Source organism: Nostoc sp. KVJ20, from assembly GCF_001712795.1.
GTDB lineage: Bacteria > Cyanobacteriota > Cyanobacteriia > Cyanobacteriales > Nostocaceae > Nostoc.
In genome coordinates this window covers 1-14724 of the sequence record NZ_KV757580.1, presented here as the reverse complement: position 1 = coordinate 14724, position 14724 = coordinate 1, and the positions used below count along the sequence as shown (strand labels likewise).

Annotated in this window: 16 protein-coding genes; 7 read left to right on the top strand and 9 right to left on the bottom strand. The window is 41.2% G+C overall.

The annotated features are described in order from the left end of the window. Together A4S05_RS07695 and A4S05_RS07690 are read right to left on the bottom strand one after the other, a co-directional pair. The gene (locus A4S05_RS07695) at positions 1-1674 is read right to left on the bottom strand and encodes a SpoIIE family protein phosphatase (RefSeq protein ID WP_069069241.1); all 1674 of its coding nucleotides are present in this window, start codon (positions 1672-1674) and stop codon (positions 1-3) included. Positions 1675-1836: 162 nt separating this feature from the next. Beyond that, on the bottom strand, positions 1837-2556 hold the full coding sequence (locus A4S05_RS07690) for a response regulator transcription factor (RefSeq protein ID WP_069069240.1): 720 nt from the start codon (positions 2554-2556) through the stop codon (positions 1837-1839). Positions 2557-2879: 323 nt separating this feature from the next. Between A4S05_RS07690 and A4S05_RS07685 the strand changes: the two genes are divergently transcribed. Both A4S05_RS07685 and ftsE read left to right on the top strand, forming a co-directional pair. Continuing rightward, positions 2880-3635, top strand: coding sequence for a WecB/TagA/CpsF family glycosyltransferase (locus tag A4S05_RS07685; RefSeq protein ID WP_069069239.1), 756 nt, complete (start codon positions 2880-2882; stop codon positions 3633-3635). A 287-nt stretch (positions 3636-3922) separates the two neighbouring features. Beyond that, positions 3923-4669: a cell division ATP-binding protein FtsE gene (ftsE, locus tag A4S05_RS07680; RefSeq protein WP_069069238.1), complete on the top strand. Its 747-nt coding sequence runs from the start codon at positions 3923-3925 to the stop codon at positions 4667-4669. A 125-nt stretch (positions 4670-4794) separates the two neighbouring features. On the opposite strand, the gene A4S05_RS07675 is transcribed toward ftsE, so the two are convergent. Both A4S05_RS07675 and A4S05_RS07670 read right to left on the bottom strand, forming a co-directional pair. Next, a complete protein-coding gene (locus tag A4S05_RS07675; RefSeq protein ID WP_069069237.1) occupies positions 4795-5568 on the bottom strand; it encodes an armadillo-type fold-containing protein in 774 nt (257 codons plus the stop codon). A gap of 187 nt (positions 5569-5755) precedes the next feature. Then, on the bottom strand, positions 5756-6340 hold the full coding sequence (locus A4S05_RS07670; RefSeq protein WP_069069236.1) for a hypothetical protein: 585 nt from the start codon (positions 6338-6340) through the stop codon (positions 5756-5758). A gap of 532 nt (positions 6341-6872) precedes the next feature. Between A4S05_RS07670 and A4S05_RS07665 the strand changes: the two genes are divergently transcribed. Beyond that, entirely contained in the window at positions 6873-7769 is an 897-nt protein-coding gene (locus A4S05_RS07665) for an alpha/beta fold hydrolase (protein ID WP_069069235.1), read from the top strand. Between the two features lie 356 nt (positions 7770-8125). On the opposite strand, the gene A4S05_RS07660 is transcribed toward A4S05_RS07665, so the two are convergent. After that, a complete protein-coding gene (locus A4S05_RS07660; protein ID WP_069069234.1) occupies positions 8126-8656 on the bottom strand; it encodes a DUF4330 domain-containing protein in 531 nt (176 codons plus the stop codon). Between the two features lie 393 nt (positions 8657-9049). Between A4S05_RS07660 and A4S05_RS07655 the strand changes: the two genes are divergently transcribed. Further along, complete coding sequence (locus tag A4S05_RS07655) at positions 9050-9907, top strand: M48 family metallopeptidase (protein ID WP_069069233.1); 858 nt, start codon at positions 9050-9052, stop codon at positions 9905-9907. A gap of 99 nt (positions 9908-10006) precedes the next feature. Here the strand turns inward: A4S05_RS07655 and A4S05_RS07650 are convergent, their stop codons facing one another. Continuing rightward, a complete protein-coding gene (locus tag A4S05_RS07650; RefSeq protein WP_069069232.1) occupies positions 10007-10762 on the bottom strand; it encodes a metallophosphoesterase family protein in 756 nt (251 codons plus the stop codon). 289 nt (positions 10763-11051) lie between these two features. Between A4S05_RS07650 and A4S05_RS07645 the strand changes: the two genes are divergently transcribed. Continuing rightward, positions 11052-11336: a DUF2470 domain-containing protein gene (locus A4S05_RS07645; RefSeq protein WP_069069231.1), complete on the top strand. Its 285-nt coding sequence runs from the start codon at positions 11052-11054 to the stop codon at positions 11334-11336. 294 nt (positions 11337-11630) lie between these two features. Beyond that, entirely contained in the window at positions 11631-11795 is a 165-nt protein-coding gene (locus A4S05_RS40115; RefSeq protein WP_176726947.1) for a hypothetical protein, read from the top strand. Positions 11796-11881: 86 nt separating this feature from the next. Here the strand turns inward: A4S05_RS40115 and A4S05_RS07640 are convergent, their stop codons facing one another. Further along, positions 11882-12682 carry a Tab2/Atab2 family RNA-binding protein gene (locus A4S05_RS07640; protein ID WP_069069230.1) on the bottom strand — a complete coding sequence of 267 codons (801 nt, stop codon included), beginning with the start codon at positions 12680-12682 and terminating at the stop codon, positions 11882-11884. Between the two features lies 1 nt (position 12683). Between A4S05_RS07640 and A4S05_RS43035 the strand changes: the two genes are divergently transcribed. Further along, positions 12684-12818, top strand: coding sequence for a hypothetical protein (locus tag A4S05_RS43035; protein WP_256090862.1), 135 nt, complete (start codon positions 12684-12686; stop codon positions 12816-12818). A 101-nt stretch (positions 12819-12919) separates the two neighbouring features. Here the strand turns inward: A4S05_RS43035 and A4S05_RS07635 are convergent, their stop codons facing one another. Further along, entirely contained in the window at positions 12920-13189 is a 270-nt protein-coding gene (locus A4S05_RS07635) for a YciI family protein (RefSeq protein ID WP_069069229.1), read from the bottom strand. A 230-nt stretch (positions 13190-13419) separates the two neighbouring features. Further along, a partial coding sequence (locus A4S05_RS07630) for an AAA family ATPase (RefSeq protein ID WP_256090861.1) occupies positions 13420-14724 on the bottom strand: 1305 nt, incomplete at its 5' end.

Here is a 14724-nt window from a genome sequence, read left to right as displayed (position 1 = left end):
TTACAAAATCTCCAGCGAAAGTATAGTTTGATCGTCTTCTTGAATGTGATTATCTGCCTGGATGCGAGCTAGTAAATGGTTAAGAGAAAGTGGTTGTTGCTCTTGTTGTAAAAGTTGCCAAAGACCATCTTGATTCAGCATGGAACGGTTAACGACCTCAACACCAGACCCGTTTTTTACTGTTAAATCAGAATCATTTGAGATCATTGCCTCTGTAATTCCATCACTGGCTAGTAACAATGTATCTCCAGCATCGAGAACCAAACGACCAGATTGTGCCTGCCACTTGGGCAAGATTCCCAAAGGAACGCTGCGGACTTTGAGGTAATTAGGATTGTTAGCTAAAACGTCTTGGCGTGACCATAATAGTGGATAGATATGACCGGCATTAGTGTAGACGAGTTCCTTAGTGCTAGGGGTATAACAGGCTAACACAAGGGTGATGAAATAATTGTTGCTAATTAAATCTTCACTCAGAGCGTGGTTGAGGTTTTGCATGACCACATTCGGCTCGGCTGGCGTTTCTTGAGATAATTCTCGGCGCAACACTGAAATAATACTAGCCATGAATAAAGCAGCTGGAACGCCCTTGCCAGAAACATCACCCACTGCTAACCACAAATCGCCTTTGGGATGAACAAACACTTCAAAGAAATCGCCTCCTACTTCCCGCGCCGGATAGCAGCAAGCTTGTACCTTCACACCTTTGATATCAGGTAAACTTTGGCGTAGCAAGTTGTATTGAATTTGACGAGCCACCTCCAACTCATTGTGAATCTGCTGTTGCTTTTCTTGGAGGCGCTGGTAGAGTTTTGCTTGAGAGAGAGCTAAGGCTGCTTGTTCGGCAACACCTGCAATCAGTTGGATATCTTCGTCTTGCCAGGGGCGATCGCTTCCCCATTGGTGGAGGGCCAGCACAGCCAATAGATGCTGCTGATAGCTAAGTGGCACAACCAGATGGTGACAAGGAATACCGTCATATATATCTTGAGCAAGTTGATAATGACGGGTTTCCAGCACTTTTTCGATTAAAATACTGGGATCGAAGAAGCAATCTGATACAGGAGATTGAGGATCGCGGTACAAAAACTGGTCTTGTATCAGGCGATCGCCCTCTACTGGTCTTAGCAAGCAACTGGTAGCTTCAAACGTTTGTCCAATAGTTGCCACAATTTTTTGCAGCATACTGTCGTAGTCTAAAGACTCCCGAATTGCCGTTGTTACCGCATTAAACAAAGATTCTCGTCGTAGGGCCCGACGCAACTCTTGGGTGCGCTTCTTAACTAGGCGATATGTATCAGTGGCTTGCTCAACTAACGCTCTCAGCCGATCCGGATTCCAGGGTTTGGTAATGTATTTAAATACCTGACCGGAGTTAATTGCATCCACCAAATCTTCGACATCAGTAAAACCAGTTAACAAAATCCGAATCGTGTCTGGAAAACGTTCTACGGTGCGACTAAAAAATTCAGTGCCATTCATTTCTGGCATTCTTTGGTCAGAAATAATCACCGCCATTTCGCCAAATTGATCCAAGATTTCCATAGCACCAAAGGCATGATTGGCTTTATATACTTGGAAATCTCGCCTAAAAGTGCGGTAGAGTAAATCTAAGTTATCTGGCTCATCATCTACCACCATGAGCTTAAGTTTGTCCACCCCGTTCTCAGCCATATTTGACTTTATTTTTCACATATTTGAATGGCGAGATAGTATGATGTTTATCTCACCTGATAAATAGCAGAAAATCGGAGAAGTCATTAACTTTGAAAATATAACTTTCTCAAAGTTTTGATTTCCCTTGATCATCCTCAATTGTCCATACCAAAATGAATTTTATCCAACTAACCCAGAACGCAAGGCGCGGACTGCTGCTTGGGTACGGTCATCAGCACATAGCTTATTCAAAATATTGCGAACGTGAGTTTTAACAGTTCCAACAGTGATATAAAGTCTTTCTGCTATTACTGCATTACTACAACCTTCGACAATCAACTGTAACACTTCCAATTCCCTTTCTGTCAGGGTGTAAGGTTGAATTCCTTCCAGATTCTCAACATAATCAGGGTTAGAGGCAATAGTCTTGGTATCGACAAAAGCCGATTCCAACTTTTGGGGATTTTGTTGCGCTTGTTGTAATACAATCCGAGCGATCGCGGGATCGATCCAGGCGTTGCCATTGTAAGTTACTCGCACTGCTTCCAGCAAATTATCAAATTTGATATCTTTCATACAGTAAGAGTCTGCACCAGCGGCAAAAGCTGCCAACACCGCTTCTTTATTGTCCCGTAGCGTCAAAATTAACACCTTTGTTAGTAGCTGCTGTCCATTAGTAGTAGATTTTACCTCCCGTGTTAACTCAATGCCATCCTTATCTGGTAAACCAATATCTACAATGGCAATATCTGGTCGTACCATTTTTAACATCTTTAGCCCCTCAACAGCATTGGCAGCTTCACCTACAACTTCAATGTCATCTTTTTGTAGTAATGCTGTCCGAATACCTACACGAGTTAGGTCATGATCTTCAATCAGAGCGATACGAATTTTACTCATAGCCAACTTCAGCCCGTTACACTACCTTAACCATAAAGTCGAGTTTCGTGACATACTCCCACACTAACTGCAAGTAGTATAGTGGAGGCTTCTGTTCCCGGAACCAGAGTTGTGAGTTGAGCGTTTTATACTGAGTGAATATTACACTTTAACAATAAATTTGGACTGAATCAGTCCAAGTACAAGCGCCCAAGACTAGTTAGTTTAATTATGCTTTCTATTGTTCAAGGGGGTATCTCTCCTGCCCAAGTTCTAATATAAAAAAATTTGATAAACTTAACATTCAAGCAAAATCTGGTGTGAGGGCTACTCAAGAATAGGCTATGTCTAACAGCAATCAAGCATTTTCAGTGTTGGGAATACCAGTTCATGTAATGGCTAACTATCCAGACTGGTTGTTAGAATGCCTGCACGCAGGCAAGGGAACTCATGTAGTAACGCTCAATGCAGAAATGACTATGCAGGCAGAGCGAAATCAATTATTAGCTCAGGTCATTAAAAATGCTGAACTCGTGATTCCGGATGGAGCGGGGGTTGTTCTGTATTTGCGGTGGCTGTTATGGCAAAAAGTGCAGCGTTTTCCGGGGATTGAGTTAGCAGAAAAGCTTTTGCAAGAACTTGGACAACAGCAGATAAGAGCAAAGGTATTTTTCTATGGAGCAGCGCCGGGAGTGGCTGCAAATGCGGCAGATTTTTGGCAGAAGCAAATTCCAGACCTAAATATAGTAGGCACTCATTCAGGCTACCATTCTCCAGAAGAGGAAGCACAATTGCGAGAAACTCTTGCTCAATTGCAGCCACAAGTGATTTTTGTCGGTTTGGGAGTGCCACGTCAAGAGTTATGGATTGCCGAAAACCGCCATTTGTGTCCCCAAGCAATTTGGATTGGCGTTGGTGGCAGTTTTGATATTTGGTCGGGAACTAAAACTCGCGCTCCCGCCTGGTTAGGAAATAATAATTTGGAATGGTTGTATCGGCTTTATCAAGAACCTTGGCGTTGGCGGCGGATGTTGGCGTTGCCAGAGTTTGCTGTGAAAGCGTTTATTTATCGTTTTACAGCAAAGGGTGCAATTAGTTAAGAGTTCTGAGTTCTGACTTCTGACTTCTGAATTCTGAGTTCTGACTTCTGACTTCTGAATTCTGAATTCTGAGTTCTGAGTTCTGAATTCTGAATTCTGACTTCTGACTTCTGAATTCTGACTTCTGGGTGCTATTACTTAGTTTGTATTAAAGTCTTCAAAAAATTTTAAATTTTCTTTGTTGAATTTTAAATTCCCAGGCTAAACCTGGGAATCCTTATTTTTGAGGGGAATGTCACATCTCAGTAGGGAAACTGTTTGGGTGTGGGTATGAGGAAAATTTAACAATGCCAGTATTAACAACTCAAGTTAAGACAAAAAAATCCGTTCATAAAGAAGACTGTGAAAGTCAACAGCACGATCGCAATACGATCGCAAAGGTGCAATTGCAATCTGTAACCAAGACCTATACTAACGGCACTCACGCCTTGTTAAATGCGAACCTTGAGGTAAAAAAGGGAGAATTTCTCTTTATCACCGGGCCAAGTGGTTCTGGTAAATCAACCCTCTTGAAACTACTGTATGGTCAAGAGTTAGCTACACAAGGAGAAGTAATTGTTGATGAATGTAATGTAGCGGATTTACGGGGCGATCGCTTGTCATTATTGCGGCGACGGATTGGCATTGTGTTTCAAGACTACAAACTGATTACCCAAAGAACCGTAGCGGAAAATGTGACTTTTGTGCTGCAAGCTCAAGGGTATACCCGTAAAGAAATTCAACGACGTTTAGAACCAACTTTAAAGCTGGTAGGTTTGCTGAGTAAAGCTGACTGCTTTCCAGATCAACTCTCTGGGGGAGAGCAACAACGGGTGAGTATTGCCCGTGCGATCGTTGGGACACCACCCTTGTTGTTGGCAGATGAGCCTACTGGAAATCTTGATCCAGATAATTCCTGGCAAGTGATCCAGATTCTCCAGAAGTTAAATTCCTTTGGGGCTACAGTAATTGTTACCACACATGATGAACAATTGGTGCGGCGGTGCAATCATCCGGTAGTCCAAGTTCGCAATGGACAGCTATCTCGAAAATAAGTATTGGGGATTGGGGATTGGGGATTGGGTATGGGGCATTGAAAATTAATTAGGACTCTCATCATTCAAACAATGACAAATGACTAATGACTAATGACAAATGACAAATGACTAATGACAAATGACTAATAAACGTGATGTTTGACTTTTGCTGAGATGGGTGTGAAAGTTTTTGCTGTTTTGGGGGGTAGCACTTGTAGGCGATCGCAAGTTTGTAAGCTCTTAAAAGCTGCCTCTCGAACTACAGCTTCTTCTTCTCGACTGAGTAGGAGTTGCAAGCATTGGACAACATCTTGCTGCACTGAAGAATCAACTCGTGGATGGGTGATGACTTTAGTTAGTTGACGTAGGGCAATCAACCGCTTCAATGGATCTTTTTCTGTTAAATTGACCAACAACTGATCGAGGTGGTCTTCTTCTCGATTTTCATAAAAGTTGACAATTTGCCAAACCAATAAAATTAAAGTTAACAGAGTACCCACGCCTTGCGCGATCGCACCAGCGGCAATCCACGGACTGTGAGAGTCAACCCAAATTGCTGCTGCCATGTAAGTGCTGACAGTACCAATACCACCACTGACGACTGCTAAGGCTAACCGACGATTTGAACTATTTAAAAAATTGCGTATTTTTGACCAGCGCAATTGCCAGTCCCACTCCTGCATTGAGTAAACCAATACCATTACTCCAATGCCGACTAAGAGAGCCAATAGCAGTTTCCAGTTCCACAACAACATGGCAATGATAATTGTCAGGAACCCAAGAAAGCCCCCAGGGCCAGAGAAGCGCTTAAATGTTTGCTGCTTTATGGCTCCCTTTGTCTTGAGTTTTGGAAGCGACCAGTTCCAGTTGGGGATCTGGTTGATCAATTGCTGCCAAGAAGACGAAGCCTGTGCCACAGTGTTTACCTACTTGATTACGAAATTACCTATTGTATAAGTTTTACTATGGATGAAGAAAGGATGAAGGCCCAAACTACAAGATGCCCGGTTTTATGGTCGGATAGTAGACTATTACAGCACGGCGCAAATAAAGATACCATTTTTAAATCCCTCAGAGCAAGGGCATTTTGTACATAAGTGCTAATTAAAGACAAAAACGAAACTGATCAAGGGTGAATTGACCATTAAAAGCACAGAAGGTAACGCTGTAGATGTTATTCACACTTATAGATAATAAGGTATTGGGGGAAATTGCTGAGTCGGAATTGGCAAGATTAGAGCCTGGTAGTGCAGTTTGAGCAAGCAGTTGTCGATTGCGATCGTAGGCGGAAAGCACTAGCCGTTGCGAACTAGTGACAAAGGCGCTAACTGAGTTAACCGGACGCAAGAAAGTAGCTTCTAAAAATCCGCTTTTGGGCGCTCCCATTAACACTGTTAGCCCTGAATAGGTTGGAAATGCTGGATTTGATGGCTGTATTGCTAGAGAATTGTGAAAAATCACTCCCCAGCGTTCATACTGACGCTCAACTGCTTCAAAACACTTCAAGTCTTCTAAGTCTAAACAAATACAAGTAGGTGCAGTTACTTGGGCAACGTCAACTACTGGCTCAATCCGACCCCGCCCAGCTGAAGCTTTAATTTCGTTTTGTATATTAAACTTGTCAAGCGCAAATTTAGCATCTTCAATCGTTGGTATTTTATTTGATTGAAGAGTAGCCTGCTTTACCATGACATCCCGCCTTACTATATACTTAGATAATAATATGATTTATTTATACGTCAAATCTAAATTCTACGTATAAAAGTATGATTAATAGCTTACTAAAATAAGCGTTTTAACTATTTTTTACGCAGAAAATTATTTATTGGTTTTTTGATACACTACCATAAAAACTTGTGCTGGATTTACTCTGGTAGTGATACTCGCTACCATTAAAAAGCCTTATAAAGCAGTAATTTCAACGTAAAGTTACTTTTTATTATGAAAAAAAATCACCAAATCTTTACAAGTAATCCAGTAATTTTATATCTACTTAATCTGACGGTGGTGAGAAGCCTTAAAGTGATTGGTTAGTTGATAATAACAATGAGCGGAGAGCTTGAACTAAACACGTAAGCATCCAGAGTGACTAAAGAAGACGCGGCGAAGGTAAAACACGGGGACGTGGAAAAATTATCAAATACTCTCACCCTATCCCCGCGTCCCAGGTCTTTTATTTGACTTGTGCCAACTAATAACTACAGTCAACAAAAAAATACTTATGTTTCAACCACTAGGATTTGAACAACGCTCCATAAATACCTCACTAGGTAGAATGGTATATTATACTGCTGCTGGAGAACCTTGGCTGGATGATGTGACTGCCAAAGATGATCGGGAAACTTTAGTGTTCCTACACGGCTTTGGTGGTGGATCTTCTGCTTATGAGTGGTCGAAAGTTTATCCAGCTTTTGCGGCTGAATATCGGGTGATTGTGCCAGATTTGATTGGTTGGGGTAGGTCTGAGCATCCAGCACGGAGTTATAAGATTGAGGATTATTTGATCACAATTCGGGAGTTTTTCGAGCAGACTTGTACCGGGCCAGTAACAGCGATCGCTTCTTCTTTGACAGGAGCATTTACAATTCGGGTAGCAGCAGATCATCCTGATTTATTCAAGTCTTTAATTCTTACCACCCCCGCCGGACTTTCCGATTTTGGCGAAGACTACTCCCGTAGTTTTTTTGCTCAGTTAGTTAGCGTTCCCGTTGTTGATCGCTTACTTTACAGCGCTGGAATTGCTACCAGTGGAGGTATTCGCGGCTTCTTAGAGCAACGGCAATTTGCTAAATCTAATCGAGTATATGAGGAAATTGTCGATGCTTATCTACAATCCGCCCAACAGCCTAATGCTGAGTATGCAGCACTGTCATTTGTACGTGGCGATTTATGCTTTGATTTATCCCTTTACATTCAACAGTTAACCACCCCCACAGCCATTATTTGGGGACAAAAGTCAGAATTTACAGGGCCCTCAATTGGTCGCCGCCTTGCCGAAATTAATCCCCAAGCAATCCGATTTTTTCAACAATTAGAAGATGTGGGGTTAACACCGCAGTTGGAATTACCAGCAGTGACAATTGGATTAATTCGCAAATATTTGCCTTTGCTTAATTAGCTTATTTAGTAGTAAAAGCCTCATTTAATTTCCTACCTTCTGCACCTCTACTCTTTTCACTCATCCAATTTCAACCATAATTGTATAGTTGGACTTTTGATTACCAATGCTTACTAAATTAAGGGCGTTGCAAAATAATATTTATATTTTGCAACGCCCTTAATTAAACCTTGATCTTACTTACGAGTTGTGCAGGAAGCTACTTTGCGTCTAAGTTACAAAAATTGACTTTGATATTGTCTATTATGTACACACACGTCTTATATAGTTGTTCTGCACAGTTTTGATTTCAACCAGTTTATGCCAGTTGCCTCTCCTATCAGAGATGGCGAAATATATCAAACAAAATGTGAATGCTATTTGTCAAATCTGATATCAATAACAGTTGCATTGAAGTTGTAGTTAAAGCCTTCTAACTCAAATGGCATACCAATTTTTACTTTACTGCTACCTAGAACTAGTCCGCTTTCAGTGCGTTGGGCTTTACCTTCTAAGGTCAAAAGCATATCTGTACTAAAATTGTTGGTCTTTGGATCTGGTAATTCTTTAACAGTGCCATCAGGTTGGAAAACATTGACTGTTCTAGGTAGCTGTTGAATAGATTTAATCTCAATCTGCCCATAAGGCTGATTGCGGATAATCACATTAGTTTTTCCACCTTTTTTTAAGCCGTTGTTAAATAATTGCTCAGGATCACGTATATTCAAACCCCGAACTAATACGTCTACTTCTACGGGTACTGTTTTCGCACCGACTTGGGCAACAGAACCAGAAGTGCCAGGAAAGACAAAGATGCCAAATATAACTAGCAAAATGACCAGTGCAGCACCTAAATCTAGGAGGTTGATTTTACCGAATAAACGACCTTTGGAATCTAAAATAGCCATAAAAAGTTTTCCGAAGTAATAGCGAAGTAATTGATTGTAGAAAGAAGGTTTTCAATGGGAACGGCAATTTTCCCTATTTGGTAATAACTCAAAGCATCCGGGGATTATGGTTATGCGACAGTTTATCACGAGTTCGCAAGTTCCGAGGAGCGGCAACTAAACCTCAAACTTGTACCTATTAAGACTGACCTATCTAGAAAGTAGAATCTAATGTTGAAACCTATCTCTAGAGGGAATCCTTAGCCTCGCACAGTTCAGTAGATTTGCGTAAGAATTATCTGTATCACAAACCCTTTGGTCTTGAGTCAAGAATGCAACTTAGAATACTCTAAATCCGTCTCATAATTTGTCTCATCATTTTATGTTCTCCCGAAATAATCTTCAAAGCGTATTATGTTCAATTGGAAAGGTTTTGTTGCAAATTACCGGATGTGGCGGCGGCGCTGGTTTTATCCCCTAATTTCGGTGGTAGTCGCCCTGAGTCTGTGCCTGAGTACACCTCTGCCTGGAAGAGCTTTTGATTTCTTGCCTATGATATTGCAGGGAGTCCAGGTACTTCAGCTTTCTAATATATCCGATCGCCAGGAAACTGATATTGGTAAGCAGATTAATCAGCAAATACTGAGCGGTCAAGTCCGACTTTACCGGAATTCTAATGTTAATGCCTATGTCGAACAAATTGGTCGGCGTTTAGCGGCCAATAGCGATCGCCCTAATCTTCCCTATACCTTCCAAGTGGTTGAAGATGATGCTATTAATGCTTTTGCTACTTTAGGAGGTTATGTATATGTCCACACGGGTTTGCTGAAAGCTGCCGATAATGAAGCGGAACTCGCAAGTGTCATTGCCCATGAAATTGGTCATATTGGCGGTAAACACCTGGTTAAACAGATGCGGCAAAAAGCGATCGCTAGTGGTTTAGCCACAGCAAGTGGTTTAGATCGCAATGCAGCCGTGGGCATTGGTGTAGAACTTGCCTTGAATCGTCCCCGCAGTCGTAACGATGAATTTGATGCCGATCAAAGAGGGTTAAGAACTTTGACACGCGCCGGTTATGCCCAGTCTGGGATGGTTTCTTTTATGCAAAAGCTGCTGCAAAAGGGTGGTTCTGTGCCGACATTTTTGAGTACACACCCCGGAACTAGCGATCGCATTAATGGCCTCAGACGTGCTATTAACTCCCAACCTAGTAATGGAAAATATGGCTTGGATAACGCTAGTTATAAAGCTAATATTCGACCATTAACGTAGTCTTTAGGGTCTTGGGCATTGGGCATTGGGCATTGGGCATTGGGCATTGGGCATTGGGCATTGGGCATTGGTTATCTCCCTCATCTCCCCCACTCCCCCTCAATTCTTATTGCGACGATCAACTTTAATTTTGGCTGGATCAACGTTAATTACAACCTCTTCTAAAGGCAGGACACGAATATAGTTTTTAAATATGTTCACTTGATAAACCAAGTCATTTGTGACATCCAGTCCAGTCAACCAGCCACTCCGGGGATGATAAGCGCCAGTATCTATGTCTAGCCATCCCTTTCCTTGTGCCAGTTTACCAGGAGAAACACCCGGCAGAGTAAAGGTAATGGTGTGACCGATAATAATTTGCTTATCTGGAAAGTACGGTTTTTCAATGCTGTGAAATTCCTCTCGTATCCAGCACAGTTCATCGGCTGTTTGTTCTGTCACTGACTTGGAAGGGTCAACACCAGCATGAGTTAACCAAACATCCCCCAAGTCAATGTATGTAGGCAAAGTTTTTAACCAATCCAGATGGTCGTCAGGAATTGGAGCCTCTTGGTAACTGGCCACGGTAGCTTGTCCTCCACCATACAGCCATGCTTGCATTGTCGAGGAGGAAGTCTTTTCATTGGTCAGAATGTTTAATAACATCTGCTCATGATTTCCCAATAAACATGAGTAGTTATTCCGCTTGACAAAATTAACTACTTGTGCGCTATGAGGGCCACGATCAATTAAGTCTCCCAGAAAATAGACATGATCTTCTGACGTGGGGGCGATCGCCTCCAACAATGTCATTAAACCTTCATAGTGTCCATGCACATCCCCAATTACAATTCGTCTGGGGCTAATTTCGCTCATTGTCTCTTAGCTACAATAGTTTTGGCTAATACTTCTGCTACAGTTTACGCTGTTTGCTTTCCGCAATTAAAGGTAAAAATACTGGATAATGTTTATTTTAATTTAATTGTTGTACTAGTAATAAACTTAACTTATCAAATATATACAACGGCAATTGTTTTTCAGATATCACTTATAATAACGATGGTGCGAGACTAATGTCTTTTCTGCTAATTTGAAATATTGGCAAATCTCATCTACTTAGGTGAGAATTTAGACTCTTGCCGTATTGGTCACTTTTAATCTCACAATGTCTAAAGATTTTTCTCCTGAAATTAGTTCGCGCATCTGCAAGCATATGAATGATGATCATGCTGATGCTGTAGTTGTTTATGCTAAAGCTTTTGGTGGTGTGACAGATGCAATCGCAGCCGAAATGCTTTCAATTGATGCACAGGGTATGGATTTAACAGCGCAAGTGAATGGCGAACCTGTACCAGTTCGCATTCAATTTGATCATGTTTTAGCAGATGCGGAAGATGCCCATCAAACTCTGATTGCGATGGTGAAGCAAGCGCGGGTGAAGGCTAAGTAGGAAATAACAAAGTAACTTACAGCGATTTTTAATTGAATAGACCATACGCGTAGGGGCACAATATATGATTGTGCCCCTACAGTAATTTGTATGACATGCATTTGAAAATTACCTTAATCTCTATGGAGAAAATTAAAATTCGGTTTGTCGATTTATTTTCAGGAATAGGGGGAATTAAGATTCAATACTTGTCGGGTTTTGGGGAAAAGGGTAAGGGGAAAGGGGAAAGAAAAAACCTTTAACCTTTAACCTTTTCCCTTTAACCTTTTCCCCAAACCCAATTCCGAGTTCAAAATGCTTTACCCAAGCAGTATTGGAATTAGATTAGCCTTTGAACAGGCGGCTCATTCTTTAAATATAGAAAGTGAATGCATTTTAAGCAGTGAAATTAATACAGATGCTCAATTAGTTTATGAAAAAACTTTGCTCAAACAGCTTCAGGTATATTTGATTAATTGATAAACTACCAGAACATGAATTTTTACTAGCTGGATTTCCTTGTCAATTCAAAATTTATTCAATAAACAGAATAATATTTTTGGCAATTAATATCCATTTTCTGGACGCAATAACCAAAAGCCGCTATAAGTCATCCCAGAATCATCTGGCTGCACTAACAAAAAATGCAATCCTCGACTTTGCTGTTTCCGTTGTTCAAATGCTTGGGCTGCTGTTGTAACTTCTGGATCTTCAAATGTGGCAACAATCCATCTATCCACCAAGCCAGCTTCTAAGATTAAGCCGTCTGGTGCGCCAGAAATATAGTTTAATGCCACAGAACGGGCTTGCTGCAACCACCGGGCTAGGCGCATCGATTGCCGTCCACCATAAATTACCACACCAGGAACGGGGACTGTTGATGCCAAACCTAAATTGATGGGTTTGAGATGTTCTGGGATGTGCAAAATGGGAATGGGGCGATCGCTAAATCTCGTTTCTACATCACTAGCAGCTAGACTCGCAAAACGCCATTGTTCTCCCCAGAGGTTTTCTGGTAATGGTACTGGGGGCGGTTTATCCAGCGTTGAGGGATATTGCTTTTCTGCTAACCACTGCTTTAACGCCAAGGTGTGGCGAGTAGGTTCGACATTTATACTTAAATTGCGTCCAGCCGCCTCAATTAAGCTGAGAGACTGAGGACGAAACACCTGGATCACATCTGGCAATTTTTCTCCAGCAGCGAATTCTAGTTGGGTTGCAACCCAACTAGAATTCGCTGCTGACTGGAGACAGGTAGCTTCATACTCAAAGCTGCGAGTTGCGTCACAAATCAACAAGTCCCATAAAATTTGTCCAGACGCATCTTGTGAGGGACGACGATAAAAATCAACCTGCCAAATTTTCATTATGTGGGGAGTGGGGAGTGAGGATGAGGGAGATGAGACAATACGTTTGGTTAACCCAAGAGAAGCGATAAATCGCCGTCAAGAAGAAGGATTGATTATTTTAGAGACGGCGATTTATCGCGTCTTTGTGATTTAGAATTTTCATCAAAAAACCTTAACCGAACCGTATTAGGAGATGAGGAAGTGAGGGAGAAGAATTAATAACCAATGCCCAATGCCCCATGCCCCATACCCAATTTATAAAGCCTGAATCCATTCTTTGACAGAATATTCAGTCCAGATGCCATTTTTCCAGTAGGGATCGTTTTCAATTAACTCGCGCACAGTGGCTTCGTCTTCGGCTTCGTAAATCCCAAAAACTTTTGTGACATCCTTGGTGGGGCCAATAGTAATCAACACACCGGATTCTTTCTGTTTTGCTAATCCGTCCAAATGAGCTTGACGGTGAGGGACACGTTTTTCGAGAACGTCTTCGCAGTAAGTTCCCCAGAGTACATATTTAGTCATAATTGCTTGTTACTCCTACTGGTTAATAAGATATTACTCTCGCGGTTTCTAAGAGGTTGCTTGAAAAGTGTTTCCCTGTGACTTTAGGCACTTTGAGATCCCCCCTAACCCCCCTTAAAAAGGGGGGAACCGGAATCAAAGTCCCCCTTTTTAAGGGGGATTTAGGGGGATCTAAAACTTCTGCTACTGACAATAGAACTTTTCAAACATCCTCTAAATGCCCTTTTAACTCAAAAGTTAGACTCTATTTGTTGCCTCAACCAATCACGAAAATTAGTATGATAAACACTATAGTGGATTTCGGCTGCTATTGATTCTAAATGTAAAAACTCTCGCCACTTATCTAAAATCACCTTGATTTCATATTCATCTACATCTAATCTTTCAGCGATCGCTTCTATTGATATTGGTTGCTCTTGAACTAAGATATTTAACACCTGCAAAGCCATTGGTTGCTGTTTACTGGTGGCTAAATTCATTTTTTCTAAATTATTTTGGTAATATATCTGTAAGTTTTGGGGGTAAATATCCTCATTAATATCTGCTAAAATTTCTTTAACATACATAAAATTCGTTTCATCATCAAAACCTTGCTCTGTCATGTTGAGCGAAAAGTCTCCGCGATTCTTCTCTTCGCTAACAATAGGCTCAGAATGAGATGATTCATTTAAATAAGTTTTAATATATTCCTGGATATCAGCGCGATTTTGTTCAGGGTAATTTGATAAATCTAAAGATTGGGCTGGTGTTTCAATTAATAAACCTGATTTATCTGCCAAAAAAGGACGACGACTAAGGATAAAATAAACTTTTTCGGGTAGATAACGGGGTAAATAAAATATATTTGAGCCGCGTGGTTGATTGTTGATATCAATTCTATCGCAGCCATCTATAGTAATGATTAAACGTTGTTTTGGTTGCAATCTATTGCTGATTTGTTGCAGTAATAACGATAAAAAGCCACTGTCTTCTGTGGTAAAGTCAGAAAAGTTAGGGGTGAGATTTTTAATACCTTGATTTTGGGCGATTTCTATTAATTGAGTGCAAATCGTCGTCAGAAATTCCTCAACGCTGTTTTTACCTGGGATTTCGACATTGTAATAAACAACTCCCGGATTTTGGCTAACATAATGGGCAAGAATGGCACTTTTACCAATACCAGGATCGCCGATAATAGTAAAGTAGCCCCGGTCAGATTGATTGAGAAATTTGTTGATAGCAGCAAAGACAAATTCACGACCGACAAAGTTTTGATTTTTAGCGGTAATGATTTGCTGAAATTCTGGGGGATATCTGGGGATATTGATCGGATTTTCAGTGATGGGTTTCCTTTTTTTACCCCCTTCTAAAAGAAGGAAATGAACACGCCCTGACTGTTCTCCTGCTACAATTGTCGATCCATTTGGGGAAACTGCACAGCAATTTATAGAACTTTCACCAATAAAAGTAGAGATTTCCTTACCTGTCTCTAGATTCCACAGTTTCAGGGTGTTGTCAGTTGAACCAGAAACGCCTGTTTTTCCATCTGCGGCGAT

Bases quoted from the DNA above. Each gene is read 5' to 3' on its own strand.
- A4S05_RS07695 (WP_069069241.1), bottom strand. From the start codon at position 1,674: ATGGCTGAGAACGGGGTGGACAAACTTAAGCTCATGGTGGTAGATGAT.
- A4S05_RS07690 (WP_069069240.1), bottom strand. From the start codon at position 2,556: ATGAGTAAAATTCGTATCGCTCTGATTGAAGATCATGACCTAACTCGT.
- A4S05_RS07685 (WP_069069239.1), top strand. From the start codon at position 2,880: ATGTCTAACAGCAATCAAGCATTTTCAGTGTTGGGAATACCAGTTCAT.
- ftsE (WP_069069238.1), top strand. From the start codon at position 3,923: ATGCCAGTATTAACAACTCAAGTTAAGACAAAAAAATCCGTTCATAAA.
- A4S05_RS07670 (WP_069069236.1), bottom strand. From the start codon at position 6,340: ATGGTAAAGCAGGCTACTCTTCAATCAAATAAAATACCAACGATTGAA.
- A4S05_RS07665 (WP_069069235.1), top strand. From the start codon at position 6,873: ATGTTTCAACCACTAGGATTTGAACAACGCTCCATAAATACCTCACTA.
- A4S05_RS07660 (WP_069069234.1), bottom strand. From the start codon at position 8,656: ATGGCTATTTTAGATTCCAAAGGTCGTTTATTCGGTAAAATCAACCTC.
- A4S05_RS07655 (WP_069069233.1), top strand. From the start codon at position 9,050: ATGTTCAATTGGAAAGGTTTTGTTGCAAATTACCGGATGTGGCGGCGG.
- A4S05_RS07650 (WP_069069232.1), bottom strand. From the start codon at position 10,762: ATGAGCGAAATTAGCCCCAGACGAATTGTAATTGGGGATGTGCATGGA.
- A4S05_RS07645 (WP_069069231.1), top strand. From the start codon at position 11,052: ATGTCTAAAGATTTTTCTCCTGAAATTAGTTCGCGCATCTGCAAGCAT.
- A4S05_RS40115 (WP_176726947.1), top strand. From the start codon at position 11,631: ATGCTTTACCCAAGCAGTATTGGAATTAGATTAGCCTTTGAACAGGCG.
- A4S05_RS07640 (WP_069069230.1), bottom strand. From the start codon at position 12,682: ATGAAAATTTGGCAGGTTGATTTTTATCGTCGTCCCTCACAAGATGCG.
- A4S05_RS43035 (WP_256090862.1), top strand. From the start codon at position 12,684: ATGTGGGGAGTGGGGAGTGAGGATGAGGGAGATGAGACAATACGTTTG.
- A4S05_RS07635 (WP_069069229.1), bottom strand. From the start codon at position 13,189: ATGACTAAATATGTACTCTGGGGAACTTACTGCGAAGACGTTCTCGAA.